The organism is Kribbella antibiotica (assembly GCF_004349055.1).
Lineage (GTDB): Bacteria > Actinomycetota > Actinomycetes > Propionibacteriales > Kribbellaceae > Kribbella > Kribbella antibiotica.
Genome location: NZ_SMKX01000016.1, coordinates 76,744 through 90,409, shown reverse-complemented (window position 1 = coordinate 90,409; position 13,666 = coordinate 76,744). Strand labels below are relative to the sequence as shown.

Here is a 13,666-nt window from a genome sequence, read left to right as displayed (position 1 = left end):
GGTTCGGCAAGGCACGTCGTACTGGGTGGTGCACGAGCAACTGCAGGTGGTGGCTTTGGTGAGCGTTCGTCAGGGTGGACGGGCGCCGGGGTGGGCGTCACGTGCAACTACCTGCAGTTGCTCGTGCACCACCCAGTACGACGTGCCTTGCCGAACCCGTCTCATCGCGCCATCGCGAGTGGCGCCAGCCGGCGCCCGTGCCGTCGATTCATCCGGCCGAGGCGAGCGCCCGGTGTCCGGTGGTGCGTTGGAAGGTGCCTGGCTGGGCGCATGAAGCACTGCAGGTGGTGGCTCTGGCGAGCGTTCGTCAGGGTGGACAGGCGCCGGGCGGGCGTCACGTGCGACTACTTGCAGTCGCTCGTGCCGCCGGCCCTACCCCGGTCGAGCGAGCTGGCGTCCGATCGCGCCCGGGGCGACTACATGCAGTTGTTCGTGCCGACGGGGTGGGGGTTAGACGGCGGGGGTGATGCGGCCGGTTACCTCGCCGAGGCCGAGGTCTCCGGCGTGGGCGGTGATGGTTACCTCGTCGCCGTCTTGGAGGAACGTGTAGTCCTTGCCGTGGACGGTGATGGGCTCGCGGCCGGCTTTGGTTAGTTCGATGAGGGAACCTAGCTGGTTCTGTTCGGTGCCGCTGACGGTGCCGGAGGCGTAGAGGTCGCCGGTGCGGACGGAGGCGCCGTTGACGGTCATGTGGGCGAGCATCTGGGCGGGAGACCAGTAGATGTCCCGGTACGGCGGGGTGCTCACCAGGTCGCCGTTGATGCGGACCTCGAAGGTGATGTCGTAGTTCACCAGGTTCTTCCCGGCGAGGTACGGCAGCACCGGCGGATCCTGCGCCGGGAGCGCGACGGCGGCCGATTCGAGCGCGTCCAACGACACCACCCACGGCGAGATCGACGTGGCGAACGACTTGCCCAGGAACGGGCCGAGCGGCACGTACTCCCAGCCCTGGATGTCGCGCGCCGACCAGTCGTTCAGTACGACGACGCCGTACACGTGCTCGCGGAAGTCGTCGACCGAGACCCGCTGGCCGAGCGCCGACGGCGAACCGACGACGTACCCGAGCTCAACCTCGATGTCCAACCGCTGCGACGGCCCGTACGTCGGTGCTGCGGCGTCGGGTGCCTTGCGCTGACCGGAGGGCCGGACGATATCGGTGCCGCTGGCAACGACCGTACCGGCGCGGCCGTGGTAGCCGACCGGGAGGTGTTTCCAGTTCGGCAGCAGGGGCTCGGCATCCGGGCGGAACAGTCGGCCGAGGTTGGTGGCGTGCTGCTCGGAGGCGTAGAAGTCGACGTAGTCGCCGACCTCGATCGGCAGCAGCATCGTGACCGCGGACTGCGGAATCAGGTGCGGTTCGACGGCGCCCGTGCGGACGAGTTCGAGCAATGCGGCACGAAGGGACGTCCAGGCGGGACGACCGAGCGCGAGGAAGGCGTTCAGCGTCGGCTCGGCGAAGGTGTCCGAGAGCTCGAGCGGGGTGAGGTCGATGACCTGGTCGCCGAGGGCAGCGCCGATCCGCGGCGACTGATCGCCGTACTGGAAGACTCCCAGCGGCAGGTTGTCCGGGCCGAAGACACTCACAGTTCCTCCATCAAGTTCAGTGCGATCAGGTCGTCAAGCGGCTCGGAGATGCTGCAGGAGCCGAACGAGTGGAACCACCGGCGGGTCCCCTCGACCTGCAGCTCGGACAGCGCGCGCGCCTGCGAGGCAAGCGCCGTACCGTCGCGTGAAGCCAGTACGGCGGCCACCTCGCCCAGCGAAGCGCCGTCCAGCGAGGCGCGGGTCGCGAGCAGGACGTTCAGGAAGCCGTGGTGCTCGAAGCCGGTGTCGGCCGAGGTGTGCCGGAGCGCGTTGTGCAGCCCGGCCGTGCACTTGAAGGGGACCTCGACGTCCAGACAGCGCGTGATGAAGCTCGCGACCTGGTCGGCGGACGGGAACAGGTACGCGTCAAGGCCACCGGTCCGCAGTTTGGCGGCGTACCCAGCCTCGGCGACCGTCCCGAGCGCCTGCTCCCAAGCGCCGTCCAGCCCGGTTTCGACGTACACGGTCTGGTCATCGATGCAGTCTTCGGCGGCGCGGACAACACGCATAGCGTTCCGCGCGAGGTCGCCCTCGTCGCGCAGCCGGACCTCGACGCCGACCAATTCAAGGCTGGGGCTGCGTTCGGCCCAGCGGACGGCGGGCTCGATCCCGCCCGCGCCGCCGGTGATCACGACAGTGACGCGCAGCGGCTCGTCGCCGGCTGCTTCCGCGACTCGCGGCAGGTCTTCGTCGGTACACACGAAGGCACCGACAAGTTCGGCGTACGGCGCGGCGCGGTGCGCGCGGTGGGCAGGGACGGCCTCGGTCAGCGGGAGCTCGCCGGGTGGGAACATCGCCGCGTCGTCGACCAGGTGCCGGTACAGGGCAGGGACGGTTGACATGGCTCCGAGCCTAACGGATGCTTTCGGTAAGCGGACGCATGCGTTCGATTATCGTACTCGGGAGTCTGAAGAATGACGTTCTACCGGCAGATCGGCCAGATCCCGCCCAAGCGGCACACGCAGTTCCGGAACGCCGACGGCGGGTTGTACTACGAGGAGCTGATGGGCGAGGAGGGGTTCTCGTCGGACTCGTCGCTGCTCTACCACGCCGGAGTCCCGTCTGCGATCGTCGATTCGCAGATCTGGGAGCTGCCCGATCTCGCCACCGTCGCGAACCACCCGCTGACGCCACGGCACCTGAAACTCCACGACCTGTTCAGCGACACGTCCGAGACCAACGTGGTCGAGCATCGGCGGTTGGTTCTCGGCAATGGCGACGTACGGATCTCGTACGTCGTTGCCGAGCAGCCGTCGCCGTATTACCGCAACGCCATCGGCGACGAGTGTGTCTACATCGAGAAGGGCTCGGCCACGCTCGAGACCGTCTTCGGGGTGCTCAGCGCGGTCGAGGGCGACTACGTGATCATCCCGCGGGCGACCACGCACCGCTGGCTGCCCGGTCCGGACGGGGTGTTCGCCTACTGCATCGAGGCGAACTCACACATCGCGCCGCCGAAGCGGTACCTGTCGCGCTACGGGCAGTTCCTGGAGCACTCGCCGTACTGCGAGCGTGACCTGCACGGGCCGAGTGAGCCGTTCACGGTCGAGGGGACGGATGTCGAGGTGCTGGTGAAGCACCGCGGGCATGGTCCGAGCGGGATTGTCGGGAGCCGGATGACGTACGCGACGCATCCGTTCGACGTGGTCGGGTGGGACGGCTGCCTGTACCCGTACACGTTCAACGTGAGCGACTACGAGCCGATCACCGGCCGGATCCACCAGCCGCCACCCGTGCACCAGGTGTTCGAGGGCAACAACTTCGTCATCTGCAACTTCGTGCCGCGCAAGGTCGACTACCACCCGCTGTCGGTGCCGGTGCCGTACTACCACTCGAACGTCGACTCCGACGAGGTCATGTTCTACTGCGGCGGCGACTACGAGGCCCGCAAGGGCTCCGGTATCGGCCTCGGCTCGATCTCCCTCCACCCCGGCGGCTACGCGCACGGCCCGCAACCGTCCTCCATCGAGGCGTCCCTGGGCGCCGAACGCTTCGAAGAACTGGCCGTCATGGTCGACACCTTCCGCCCGCTCGAACTAGGCGAAGGCGGCCGATCCGTCGACGACGGCGTCTACGCCTACACCTGGGCCGGCCGCCGCAAACAGTCCTGACACCCGCCCGGGTCGGCGGCGGACCTCCCGGGATGGGATTCTTAGCGGATGAGCGAGGAGGCGGGGTTCATCGTCGGGGTTGATCGGCAGGCGGTGATGCGGCGGCGTGAGGTGGTCAGCACGGTGTTGCGACGGGGGGCCTGGGCGACGCTGGTGATCGGTGCCGCCGGGATCGCGGGAGGCCTCTATGTGCTCATCACGATGCGGTATTCGGGGCTCTGGCCGTTCGCGTTGCTGCTGATCCTGGCGATGCTGCCGCTGGTCGTCAGCACTGTGCTGGCTCTCCGCCTCGATGCCGAGCGGCAGCGCTGGTACGCCGCCTTCCCGCTGCAGGAGGTCGCGATGCGGATGTCCGAGCGCGGTCTCGAGCTCGCCTGCGACGGCGCCGGCTACCCCGTGATGCTCCCGTGGGGGGCGATCGACGGGTTCCGCCAGAAGAAGCTCTTCGGCCAGTACATGCTCGAGCTGAATCTTGCGCCCGGCGTCGGGGCCACCACGGCAGGCGTTCGCGGGCTCGACCAACCCGCCGTACGGGCTGTCGTCAAGCCCAGCCCGCTCCTGCACCCCATCGGCATGTTCCTGGTCAAGGCGCTCGACCAGCCGGTCCACGTCATCGACCAGGCCCTCCAGCACTACTCAGGCGGAAAAGCCGCCGTACGGCACTAGTCCAGCTCAGCAGGGGAGGGCTCGGAAGGTGTAGCCCTTGCGCTGGAGTTTGGTCATCGCGCGCTCGAGGGCGGCGACGGTTTGGGTGCGGTTGCCGCCGCCGTCGTGCATGAGGACGATGGCGCCGGGGTATGCGCCGGCCAGGATGGCGTGCTCGATCGAGGCCGCGCCGGGCTTCTTCCAGTCGTTGGTGTCGACGTCCCACAGGACCTGCCGCTGATGGTTGGCCTTGGCAACTGCCGCGACTGCTGCGTTCGTGTCGCGGAACGGCGGGCGGAAGCACTTCGATTTCACGCCGGAGAAGATCTCCTGGCGCATCTTGTCGGCCGGGAGCTTGGTCAGCATCGGGTGGTCCCAGGTGTGGTTGCCGATGTGGTGACCGGCGGCGCGGGTCTGCTCGACCAGGTCGGGGCGTTTGGCCGCCTCGGCACCGAGCACGAAGAACGTCGCCTGGGCGTGGTGCTTGCGCAGGATCTGCAGCACCTTCGGCGTCCAGCCGGCGTGCGGGCCGTCGTCGAAGGTCAGGTAGATGACCTTGCCGTGTTTGGTCAGGTTCCAGTCGTCGGCGGGCTGCTTGGGGTGCGGCGACTGCCCCTGGCGCTTCGGGCCGGGCGCGCTCGGCTTGCCCGCGAGCGGGCTCCCGCTCAGCGGTCCGGCGGCCATCGTGCGGACGGCCGGCGACGACCTCGAGACGGGAGAATCGGAAGGCTGGGCGGCCTGGGCGAGGACGGCACCGCAGAGCAGAGCGGCGACCAACGGCAGGAGCTTCTTGCCGGGCGGCTTGGTCATGGGGTGCATCTTCTCCCAGGCACGGGGCCAATTCCGAATCGGGTCGCACGTAAGGTGTCGAGTGCCAGACCCAACGACGCGTGAGGCTGAAAATGAACGACAACGGGCGGACGACAGTGACGAGGCGGACGGCGATCGGCGGTGCGGCGGCGCTCGCCGCGGCCGGATTCCAGGCGGTTCCGGCCGAAGCCACGGGCAGCCACGGACACGGCAAGACGGTGCGGCTGAGCGTGCTCGGCACGACGGACCTGCACGGCAACGTCTTCAACTGGGACTACTTCAAGAACGCCGAGTACGACGACTCTGCGCACAACGACATCGGTCTGGCGAAGATCTCCACGCTCGTCACCGCCTTCCGCGAGCGAGTCGCCAAGGACCGGCACGCCCCGCGGCCGCTGCTGGTCGACGCCGGTGACACCATCCAGGGCACCCCGCTGGCCTACTACTTCGCGAAGATCGAACCCATCACGGGCGGGCACATCCACCCGATGGCCGCCGCGATGAACAAGATCGGGTACGACGCCGCCGCGCTCGGTAACCACGAGTTCAACTACGGGCTCGACATCCTCCGCCGGTTCCAGCGCCAGCTGAAGTTCCCGCTGCTCGGCGCGAACGCGCAGGACTGGTCGACGGGTCTCCCGGTCTTCCCGCCGTACGTGCTGAAGCGCGTGCACGTGCCCGGCCGCGGCACGATCACGGTCGGCATCCTCGGCCTGACCAACCCCGGCATCGCGATCTGGGACAAGGCGAACGTCGAGAACAAGATCAAGTTCGGTGGCATCGTCGAGCTCGCCAAGCTGTGGGTCCCGCGGGTCCGCAAGGCCGGCGCCGACGTGGTGATCGTCTCCGCGCACTCCGGCATGGACCTCTCCTCGTCGTACGGCGACAGTCTGCCGGTCCCCGAGAACGCATCCGTGCTGATGGCCGAGACGGTCCCCGGCATCGACGCCGTACTGGTCGGGCACGCCCACCAGGAGATCCCCGAGCGACTGGTGACGAACAAGGTCACCGGTCAGCAGGTCGTACTGACCGAGCCGCTCAAGTGGGGCATGCGGCTGTCCGTGATCGACCTCGACCTGCAGCAGGTCCACGGGTGCTGGAAGGTCGTCGGCCGGCACAGCCAGGTGCTGAACGCGAACACCGTCGCCGCCGACCCGAAGGTCGTCGACGTCCTGCAGAAGGACCACGACAAGGTCGTCGGCTACGTGAACTCCAAGATCGGCACCAACAAGGCGGCGATGTCCGCGGCGACCGCGCCCTGGGAGGACACCGCCGCACTCGACTTCATCAACTTCGTCCAGGCCGACGCCGTCTCCAAGGCACTGGCCGGTACGCCGCAGGCGAGTCTGCCGGTGCTGTCGATCGCGGCCCCCTTCAACCGGGCAGCCAACATCCCGGCCGGTGACGTGTCGGTCCGCGACGTGGCCGGGCTCTACATCTTCGACAACACGCTGGTCGCGGTGACGATGACGGGCGCCCAGATCAAGGCGTACCTGGAGTTCTCCGCGGTCTACTACAAGCAGGTCAGCGGTCCTGGCCCGTTCGCTTCGGCCGAGGTGACCAACGCGCCGACGCCGACCGCGCCGCCCGGGACGCCGGACTACAACTACGACGTGATGGGCGGCCTGACCAAGCCGCTCAGCTACAAGATCGACATCGCCAAGGCCGCCGGGTCGCGCATCGTCGACCTCGCGTACGGCGGCGTCGCGGTGGCCGACGACCAGCAGTTCGTGCTCGCGGTGAACAACTACCGCCAGTCCGGCGGCGGCAACTTCCCGCACGTCTCCAAGGCCCCGGTCGTCTACAACCGTCAGGTCGAGATCCGCCAGCTGATGATCGACTACGTCACCGCCACCGGCGAGGTCGACCCCGCCGCGTTCCACACGACCGACTGGTCGCTCGTCTCCAACGGTGCACCCATCGTCATCAACCCTTAGATGTAAGGACGCGTCATACCCGGACATCTACCGGGTATGACGCACTTACTCACAAGGGGGGCCGTGCGCGTGACCGAGTCACCTCCGGACGCCCGGCTGACCCGATTCGAGAACCTGTTCACCTGCCACCACGACGACGTACTGCGCTATTTCGTCCGCCGGCTCGATGTCCGCGCGGATGCGGCCGACCTGGTGGCCGAGACCTTCCTCATTGCCTGGCGGCGACTGGACGACGTACCGGCGGGTGAAATCCTGCCTTGGCTGTACGGCGTCGCTCGCCGGGTGCTCGGTAATCACCGCCGCGGCGAAACCCGGCGGCACGGCCTGGCCGACCGGCTCCGCGACGACCTCCGCACCGCCGTACCGGATCCGCAGCCAGCGGCAGTCGAGGCTGCTGAGGCCTTCAAACAGCTGTCGGATGCCGACCGCGAAGTGCTGTCGCTGGCGGCCTGGGAGGGTCTGGATGCGACTCAGCTCGCGGCGGCCCTCGACTGCTCACGCAGTGCGGCCTCAGTCCGCCTGCACCGCGCTCGCCGTCGGCTGGAGCGCCTCATGGACAACACCCCGGCAGGAGCAAAGTCATGAACGCCTTGGACCTCGTCCGCAGCCTTGACCCCACAGCGGACGCCGACCCGGCCGCACAGGTTGCCCCTGAGACCCGCGCCGAGCTCCTGCGCGACATCACCGCAGAGGCAGCGCCGATCCCTCTCAAAAGTGCCCGCTCCGTACGACGTCGCCTGGTGCCGGTGCTCGCCGCCGCGGCCGCGGTCGCCGCGATCACGGCCCTCGTGGTCCACGTGCCGGGTGACAACGACCGGCCGCAGGCGTTGTCGTTCAGCACCCAGGGCGAGGTGATGAAGGTCCGGGTGGTCGACCCGCTGGCGGACAGCAAGCGCTTCAACAAGGAGTTCAAGGCGAAGGGCCTCGACATCAAGCTCGTCCTGGAACCGGCATCGCCGTCGGTCGTCGGGAAGGAGGTGGCGATGGCGGCCTCGGCCGGTGCAGCTGCGGGGCGGATCACCACCGTGATGTATCCGGCGGGGTGCGAGGAGCGGGGCACGCTGCCCTGCGTTCCGGAGTTCACGATCCCACTCGACTTCCAGGGCGAGGTGAGCTTGATCATCGGCCGCGCGGCAGAGCCGGGGGAGACCTACGGGACCAGCGGCTTCATCGACGGCCGCGGCGAAGCGCTGGCCGGGGTCAAGTACGCGAACAAGACCGTTGGTGACGTGCTGAAGATTCTCGGCGAGCGTGGCTTCACCGCGGAGTACCGGGTGGAGACGCCCGGTTACTCCGAGCCGCGCGACGAGGTGCCGACCAACTGGTTCGTGCGCGACGGCGTTCCCGCCTCCGATCACCACGTGATTTTGTTCGTCAGTCCGGATCAGCGGTAGGCGGATTCCAGGGCGTTGCGCTTGCCGACCAGGAACCACAGCAGGCTGCCGATGAACGGGGCGATCACGATGAAGATGATCCAGACCAGCTTCATTCCGCCGGAGGCCGGAGAGAACAGTGCGCTGAAGAAGGCGCCGATCACCAGCAGGGCGTAGGCGGCCAGCACGGCGATGATGCCGGCGCCGCCGAGGAAGCCCCAGGTCTGGTCGGTGGACGACGTGGTGTGTGCGATGAGGGTGAGCATGCCTCCAGCATCCCGGGATTGGGTGCTGGAGGCATCGGTCGACCGGATCAATCGACAGTAGTACGAAGGTGTTAGACGCTCGCCCGTTCGTAGGTGGGGCTACGGTTTGGGTATGCGACTGGCTTGGTGGGACGGCAAACGCCGGATCCTGGTGTTCGACGTCCTGTTCGCGCTGCTGGTCGCGTTCGGGCTGGTCCTGGAGATCACCAAGAACGAGGAGTACCAGTGGTACACCGTCCTGCTCGTCACGGTGCCGTTCGCGGCGATGCTGGTACGGCGACGCTTCCCGCTGCTGTTCATGGCGATCACGCCGGTCGCGCAGTGGTGGCCGAGTGTGCAGGTGACGATCGCGGCGTACACCGTTGCCAGCCGCAAGGGGTTGTCCTGGCAGACCGCGGTCTCGTTCGTCTACGGCAGCGCTGTCATCGTGTTCTGGCCGGGGCAACGCCGAGGGGACTCCTCGGTCGGCGCGAGTATCGGCTACATCGTCTTCTTTGTGCTGGTGCCGACGCTCCTGGGGCTATGGGTCTATCAGCGCCGCGCGCTTCTGATCGCGCTGCGCGAACGCGCCGAGCAGGCTGAGCGGGAGCGAGACCTCCGCTCCGAGCGCGTGGTCGTCGCCGAACGCCGCCGGATCGCGCGCGAGATGCACGATGTGGTTGCGCACCGGGTCAGCGCGATCGCCTTGCAGTCCGGCGCCTTGACGATGACCGCGCCGGACAAGCGGACCGAAGAGGTCGCGGAGGTGATCCGCAAGACCAGTACGACGGCGTTGACGGAGCTCCGCGAGATTCTTCAGGTACTGCGGGACGAGCTGCCGGGTGAGCCGGGACACGTCGCGCCGGCGCTGGACGCCGTACCGGTGTTGGTGGCGGATGCGGTCGGCACTGGGCTCAAGGTGAATCTGTCGCTGCCCGATCCGGTTCCGGAGGTTTCGGCGGCGGCTGGGCGCGCGGCGTACCGGGTGGTGCAGGAGGCGCTGACGAATGCGACCAAGCATGCGCCCGGTGTCGTCGTGACGGTGATTATCACGGCGGACAAGAAGAATCTGGTGGTTGAGGTGAGCAACCCGCGCGGTGTCCAGCACACGGAAGTGCCGGGGTCGGGGTTTGGGTTGGTGGGGATGCAGGAGCGGGTGTCGCTGGCTGGTGGCACATTGCGGACCGGGTGGGACGACGGTGTATTCAAGGTGCAGGCAAACCTCCCGGTGAAGGCGGCGGAATGATCAAGGTGCTTCTGTTCGACGACGAAGGCCTGGTCCGCAACGGGATCCGGATGATCCTCGAGGCCGGTGGGACCGCCGAGGTCGTTGCCGAGGACACCAATGGTGAGAACGTCGTGGAGCTGGTCGAGAAGTACCGGCCGGACGTCGTGCTGACCGATATCCAGATGCCGAAGGTGAACGGAATCGAGGTGACGCGGCGAGTGAACGCGCTGCCGGATCCGCCACCGGTCGTCGTACTGACGACTTTCGATCTGGACGAGTATGTCTATGAGGCGTTGCAGGCCGGGGCGACCGGGTTCCTGCTGAAGGACATCGCGCCGCGGGCGCTGGTCGAGGCGGTCGAGCAGGTGGTGCGAGGTGACTCGATGCTGTCGCCGCGGATCACCAAGCGGCTGATCAGTTCCTACACCGCGCAGCCGGCGCCGACATCTGGGCAGCCGGGGGAGGATCCGCTGAAGGAGCTCACCCCGCGCGAACATGAGGTCGCGATCCTGGTCGCCGATGGCCTGAGCAATGCGGAGATCGCGGGCCAACTCGGGCTCAGCGAGTCGACGATCAAGGTGCACATCACCCACATCATGGCGAAGCTGGGAATCTCGAACCGAACCAAGTTGGCATTGCTCGTCCACGACATCGGCCTTGCCTAGCTACGGACTTAAGAGACGCGTTCTCCTACTGCGGGATGAGTCAGGTTCGCGACCTGGGGGTGACGTTCCGGGCGCCTGCGGTGCCTAGATTTCACGGTATGTGGAGATCTCGCCGAGCACTCGCCGGCACCGTTGCCCTGACCACCCTGGCCGCTGTCGGCCTCGCCGTGCCATCGTCTGCCGTGCAACCGCCGGGCAAGCCCGGCGCGATTGGAGTGGGTGACAAGGTCTGGCCGGAGCTGGGCAATGGTGGGTACGACGTTCTCGACCAGCGACTCGACCTGCGCTTCCAGAAGGGCTTGGCGGCGTACACGGCGACCACCACGCTGACCGGCCGTGCAACGCAATACCTCAGCTCGTTCAACCTCGACCTGCTCGGCCCGACAGTCACCGGTGTCCGCGTGAACGGCGTACCGGCGACCTGGAAGTCAACCCCACAAGGCGAATTGGTCATCACCCCGGCGCGTGCGGTCCGGAAACACCTGCGGTTCGTGGTCCGGGTCGACGTACGGAACAAGTTGCCGGAGGCATCGGAGAAGGATCCGTTCCCGCCCGGCCTGCAGCGGTACAACGGCTGGATCCAGACCGTGAACCAGCCGTCGGGTGCGCGCCGGATCCTCGCCGTCAGCGACCACCCGGCCCAGAAGGCGCCGGCCACCTTCTCCGTCACGGCGCCCTCTCAGCTGAACTCGATTGCCAACGGCAAGCTCATCAGTGTCCGCAAGAGCGGCGACGCGACGACCCGGGTCTTCCGGGAGAGCCGGAAGATCGCTACCGAGCTGATGCAGTTCGGCGTCGGGCCATTCACGGTCTTGCACCGGACCGGGCCGCACGGCCTGCCGCTGCGGTACGCCGTACCGACCGCACAGCTGAAGGAGATCGAGCCGCAGTTGATCTCGTTCGATCAGTCGGTCCGGTTCCTCGAGAAGCGGCTCGGCCGGTTCCCCGGAGCGGAGGCCGGGTCGTATGTCTCGGCGCTCGGAGGTGAGCTCGAAACCCAGGGGCTGACCCTGATGAGCGCGGACGCGATGACCAAGGAAGGCTTCGAGAACAACGGTACGGCGGGCGTCGTACTGCATGAGGTTTCGCACGAATGGTTCGGAAACTCGGTGTCGCCGCGGCGCTGGGCCGATGTGTGGCTCAACGAGGGGCACGCGGTCTTCTATACGAACGTGTGGTCGGCGACCCAGCACGGGTGGTCCGTGGCTAAGTCGATGCGGAACTCGTACGAGGAGTACGGGAACAAGCTGCTCGTGAACGGGCCGATCGCGAAGCCGGATCCGAGCACCTGGAAGGGCGAGTCGGCGACGCTGCGCCCGTACGCCAGTGCGGCGTACGAAGGTGGGGCGCTGACGCTCTACGCCCTGCAGCAGACCGTCGGAGCGAAGACCTTCGAGGCCATCGAGCGCGCCTGGGTCCGGCGCTATGCGAACTCGACCGCCGGGACCGAGGACTTCATTGCGCTGGCCTCGAAAATCGCTCACCAGGACCTCGGCCCGCTGCTCCGCTCCTGGCTCTACGGAAAGACGCTCCCGGCCATGCCGGGGCACCCGGACTGGAAGGCCGGTCCGGCCTAGGGCCCGCTGGTGAGGAGCGCGGCCAGAGCACGAGCGAACCGCTCGGCGGAGACGGGACCGGCCGGGCGGCCGTAGTACTCCTCGGCCAGGAAGAAGCCGACCATCGCGGACAGCATCACCTGGGCTGCCGCCTCGGGATCGTCGCGCACGGCCCGGGGCGGCGCGAGGGACAGTACCTCGGCCATCCCGGACTCGATGCTGGCCTCGAAGGCAGTCGAGCGCAGCCGCTCGACCAGCTCCGGGTTCCGCCTGCGTTCCGACACCAGGATGTGGATGAGGGGACCGAGCTCGCGCAGAAAGTCCAAGTCGGCTCGGAGCCGCGTGACGAGCAGTTCGGTGGCATCGCTGCCGGCCTCGTCGCGGGCCGGCGGCACCCGGTCGCGCGCTCGGGCGAGCTCCCGGTCGACGAGCGCGTCGACCAGTTCGGTCTTGTTCCGGAAGTGCCGGTAGAAGGCTCCGCTGCCGGCGGCGAGGCCGGCCGCGGCCTCGATCGCAGTGACCGGGACCGCGGCGACACCTCGCTCGGCGAACAGCGCGAGTGCCGCGTCGATGACCCGGTCACGGGTGCCAGTAGCCACAGCGCAACCCTATGCCAGCAGTAGACGTAAGAACCCTCTTACATTACCGTCGGGTATGTCCCGCCCCGACCCCCGCAGGAGAAGCGCCATGCCTCGTCTACTCCTCAGCCTCGCCCTTGTCGCCGGTGCCCTCGCGGCAACGTCGCCGACCGCCACTGCGACCACCGCCACGGCGTGCTCTCTCGCACCCACCGGCGGCACCGTCACCCGCAGCTTCTTCCCCACCTCGGCCCGCTCCTACAATCTCCGGGTCCCGGCCGGCCTGACCGGCAACGCCCCGCTCCTGCTCAGCCTGCACGGCCTCGGCTCAGCGCCGTTCTTCCAGGAGCAGGCGACCGGCTGGAGCCAGACCGCCGACGCCGAGAAGTTCATCGTGGCCTACCCCGCCGGTGACCTGAACTGGAATCTGGCAGTGGGGTCGCCCGACGTGCGGTTTCTCCGGGATGTCATCGACCGGATCGCTGCCGAGCATTGTGTGGATCGCTCCCGCGTCTATGTCGAGGGTGGCTCCCTCGGCTCGTGGATGAGTCAGCGGGCCGCGTGTGATGCCGCAGGCACCTTCGCCGCGGCCGCGGGATTCATGGGCGGGTCGCCGAACACCTTCGGTGGCTGCGGACCGACCCGGCCGATCGCGGTCGCGCTCTTCCACGGTGAGAGCGACCCGCTGATCTCGATCGCGGAGGGTCGCCGTACGCGGGACGAGTGGGTCGCGCGGAACAAGTGCTCGCCGGTGCCCGTGACCGAGCCGGTCGCCGACGGTACTGCCTCGACCTACCGAGGCTGCGCTGCCGGCGTCGCGGTCAGCTGGCGCTCGTACAAGGGACTCGGCCACGCGTACCCGACTGGTGCGGCCGGCTCGGACTTCCGCGAGCGCGCGTGGCGATTCCTGTCCGCCCACAGGCTGCCCTGACGT

Annotated in this window: 14 protein-coding genes; 9 read left to right on the top strand and 5 right to left on the bottom strand. The window is 67.9% G+C overall.

Annotated features, from left to right (window positions below; all coding sequences use genetic code 11):
• Window positions 1-450: 450 nt before the first annotated feature.
• Window positions 451-1,584: a fumarylacetoacetase gene (gene fahA, locus E1263_RS08100; protein ID WP_132166561.1), complete on the bottom strand. Its 1,134-nt coding sequence runs from the start codon at window positions 1,582-1,584 to the stop codon at window positions 451-453.
• Entirely contained in the window at window positions 1,581-2,426 is an 846-nt protein-coding gene (locus tag E1263_RS08095) for a hypothetical protein (protein ID WP_132166560.1), read from the bottom strand. The genes fahA and E1263_RS08095 overlap by 4 nt, the downstream gene beginning before the upstream one ends.
• A gap of 72 nt (window positions 2,427-2,498) precedes the next feature.
• On the opposite strand from E1263_RS08095, the gene E1263_RS08090 reads away from it, so the two are divergent.
• Entirely contained in the window at window positions 2,499-3,695 is a 1,197-nt protein-coding gene (locus E1263_RS08090; RefSeq protein WP_132166559.1) for a homogentisate 1,2-dioxygenase, read from the top strand.
• Between the two features lie 48 nt (window positions 3,696-3,743).
• The gene (locus E1263_RS08085; protein WP_132166558.1) at window positions 3,744-4,361 is read left to right on the top strand and encodes a hypothetical protein; all 618 of its coding nucleotides are present in this window, start codon (window positions 3,744-3,746) and stop codon (window positions 4,359-4,361) included.
• 6 nt (window positions 4,362-4,367) lie between these two features.
• Here E1263_RS08085 and E1263_RS08080 read toward each other — a convergent pair whose 3' ends face one another.
• A complete protein-coding gene (locus tag E1263_RS08080) occupies window positions 4,368-5,150 on the bottom strand; it encodes a polysaccharide deacetylase family protein (protein ID WP_202868779.1) in 783 nt (260 codons plus the stop codon).
• 92 nt (window positions 5,151-5,242) lie between these two features.
• Here E1263_RS08080 and E1263_RS08075 point away from each other — a divergent pair, with 92 nt between their 5' ends.
• The 3 genes from E1263_RS08075 to E1263_RS08065 all read left to right on the top strand — a co-directional run bounded on the left by E1263_RS08075 (window position 5,243) and on the right by E1263_RS08065 (window position 8,481).
• Complete coding sequence (locus E1263_RS08075) at window positions 5,243-7,087, top strand: bifunctional metallophosphatase/5'-nucleotidase (RefSeq protein WP_132166557.1); 1,845 nt, start codon at window positions 5,243-5,245, stop codon at window positions 7,085-7,087.
• 69 nt (window positions 7,088-7,156) lie between these two features.
• A complete protein-coding gene (locus E1263_RS08070; protein ID WP_238161121.1) occupies window positions 7,157-7,672 on the top strand; it encodes an RNA polymerase sigma factor in 516 nt (171 codons plus the stop codon).
• The gene (locus E1263_RS08065; protein WP_132166555.1) at window positions 7,669-8,481 is read left to right on the top strand and encodes a hypothetical protein; all 813 of its coding nucleotides are present in this window, start codon (window positions 7,669-7,671) and stop codon (window positions 8,479-8,481) included. The genes E1263_RS08070 and E1263_RS08065 overlap by 4 nt, the downstream gene beginning before the upstream one ends.
• On the opposite strand, the gene E1263_RS08060 is transcribed toward E1263_RS08065, so the two are convergent.
• Window positions 8,472-8,726, bottom strand: a complete 255-nt coding sequence (locus E1263_RS08060) for a PLD nuclease N-terminal domain-containing protein (protein ID WP_132166554.1) — start codon at window positions 8,724-8,726, stop codon at window positions 8,472-8,474. The genes E1263_RS08065 and E1263_RS08060 overlap by 10 nt on opposite strands.
• Before the next feature lie 112 nt (window positions 8,727-8,838).
• Between E1263_RS08060 and E1263_RS08055 the strand changes: the two genes are divergently transcribed.
• The 3 genes from E1263_RS08055 to E1263_RS08045 all read left to right on the top strand — a co-directional run bounded on the left by E1263_RS08055 (window position 8,839) and on the right by E1263_RS08045 (window position 12,175).
• Complete coding sequence (locus tag E1263_RS08055) at window positions 8,839-9,951, top strand: sensor histidine kinase (RefSeq protein ID WP_132166553.1); 1,113 nt, start codon at window positions 8,839-8,841, stop codon at window positions 9,949-9,951.
• Complete coding sequence (locus E1263_RS08050) at window positions 9,948-10,598, top strand: response regulator (RefSeq protein ID WP_132166552.1); 651 nt, start codon at window positions 9,948-9,950, stop codon at window positions 10,596-10,598. Before E1263_RS08055 ends, E1263_RS08050 begins: the two co-directional genes overlap by 4 nt.
• Before the next feature lie 98 nt (window positions 10,599-10,696).
• Entirely contained in the window at window positions 10,697-12,175 is a 1,479-nt protein-coding gene (locus E1263_RS08045; protein WP_165956546.1) for a M1 family metallopeptidase, read from the top strand.
• Here E1263_RS08045 and E1263_RS08040 read toward each other — a convergent pair.
• A complete protein-coding gene (locus E1263_RS08040; protein ID WP_132166550.1) occupies window positions 12,172-12,753 on the bottom strand; it encodes a TetR/AcrR family transcriptional regulator in 582 nt (193 codons plus the stop codon). The genes E1263_RS08045 and E1263_RS08040 overlap by 4 nt on opposite strands.
• Window positions 12,754-12,841: 88 nt before the next feature.
• On the opposite strand from E1263_RS08040, the gene E1263_RS08035 reads away from it, so the two are divergent.
• The gene (locus E1263_RS08035; protein WP_132166549.1) at window positions 12,842-13,663 is read left to right on the top strand and encodes a CE1 family esterase; all 822 of its coding nucleotides are present in this window, start codon (window positions 12,842-12,844) and stop codon (window positions 13,661-13,663) included.
• Window positions 13,664-13,666: the final 3 nt, after the last annotated feature.

Coding starts and splice junctions, on each gene's coding strand:
- E1263_RS08075 (WP_132166557.1), top strand. CDS start 5,243: ATGAACGACAACGGGCGGACGACAGTGACGAGGCGGACGGCGATCGGC.
- E1263_RS08060 (WP_132166554.1), bottom strand. CDS start 8,726: ATGCTCACCCTCATCGCACACACCACGTCGTCCACCGACCAGACCTGG.
- E1263_RS08050 (WP_132166552.1), top strand. CDS start 9,948: ATGATCAAGGTGCTTCTGTTCGACGACGAAGGCCTGGTCCGCAACGGG.
- E1263_RS08035 (WP_132166549.1), top strand. CDS start 12,842: ATGCCTCGTCTACTCCTCAGCCTCGCCCTTGTCGCCGGTGCCCTCGCG.
- E1263_RS08080 (WP_202868779.1), bottom strand. CDS start 5,150: ATGACCAAGCCGCCCGGCAAGAAGCTCCTGCCGTTGGTCGCCGCTCTG.
- E1263_RS08055 (WP_132166553.1), top strand. CDS start 8,839: ATGCGACTGGCTTGGTGGGACGGCAAACGCCGGATCCTGGTGTTCGAC.
- E1263_RS08065 (WP_132166555.1), top strand. CDS start 7,669: ATGAACGCCTTGGACCTCGTCCGCAGCCTTGACCCCACAGCGGACGCC.
- E1263_RS08090 (WP_132166559.1), top strand. CDS start 2,499: ATGACGTTCTACCGGCAGATCGGCCAGATCCCGCCCAAGCGGCACACG.
- E1263_RS08045 (WP_165956546.1), top strand. CDS start 10,697: ATGTGGAGATCTCGCCGAGCACTCGCCGGCACCGTTGCCCTGACCACC.
- E1263_RS08095 (WP_132166560.1), bottom strand. CDS start 2,426: ATGTCAACCGTCCCTGCCCTGTACCGGCACCTGGTCGACGACGCGGCG.
- E1263_RS08085 (WP_132166558.1), top strand. CDS start 3,744: ATGAGCGAGGAGGCGGGGTTCATCGTCGGGGTTGATCGGCAGGCGGTG.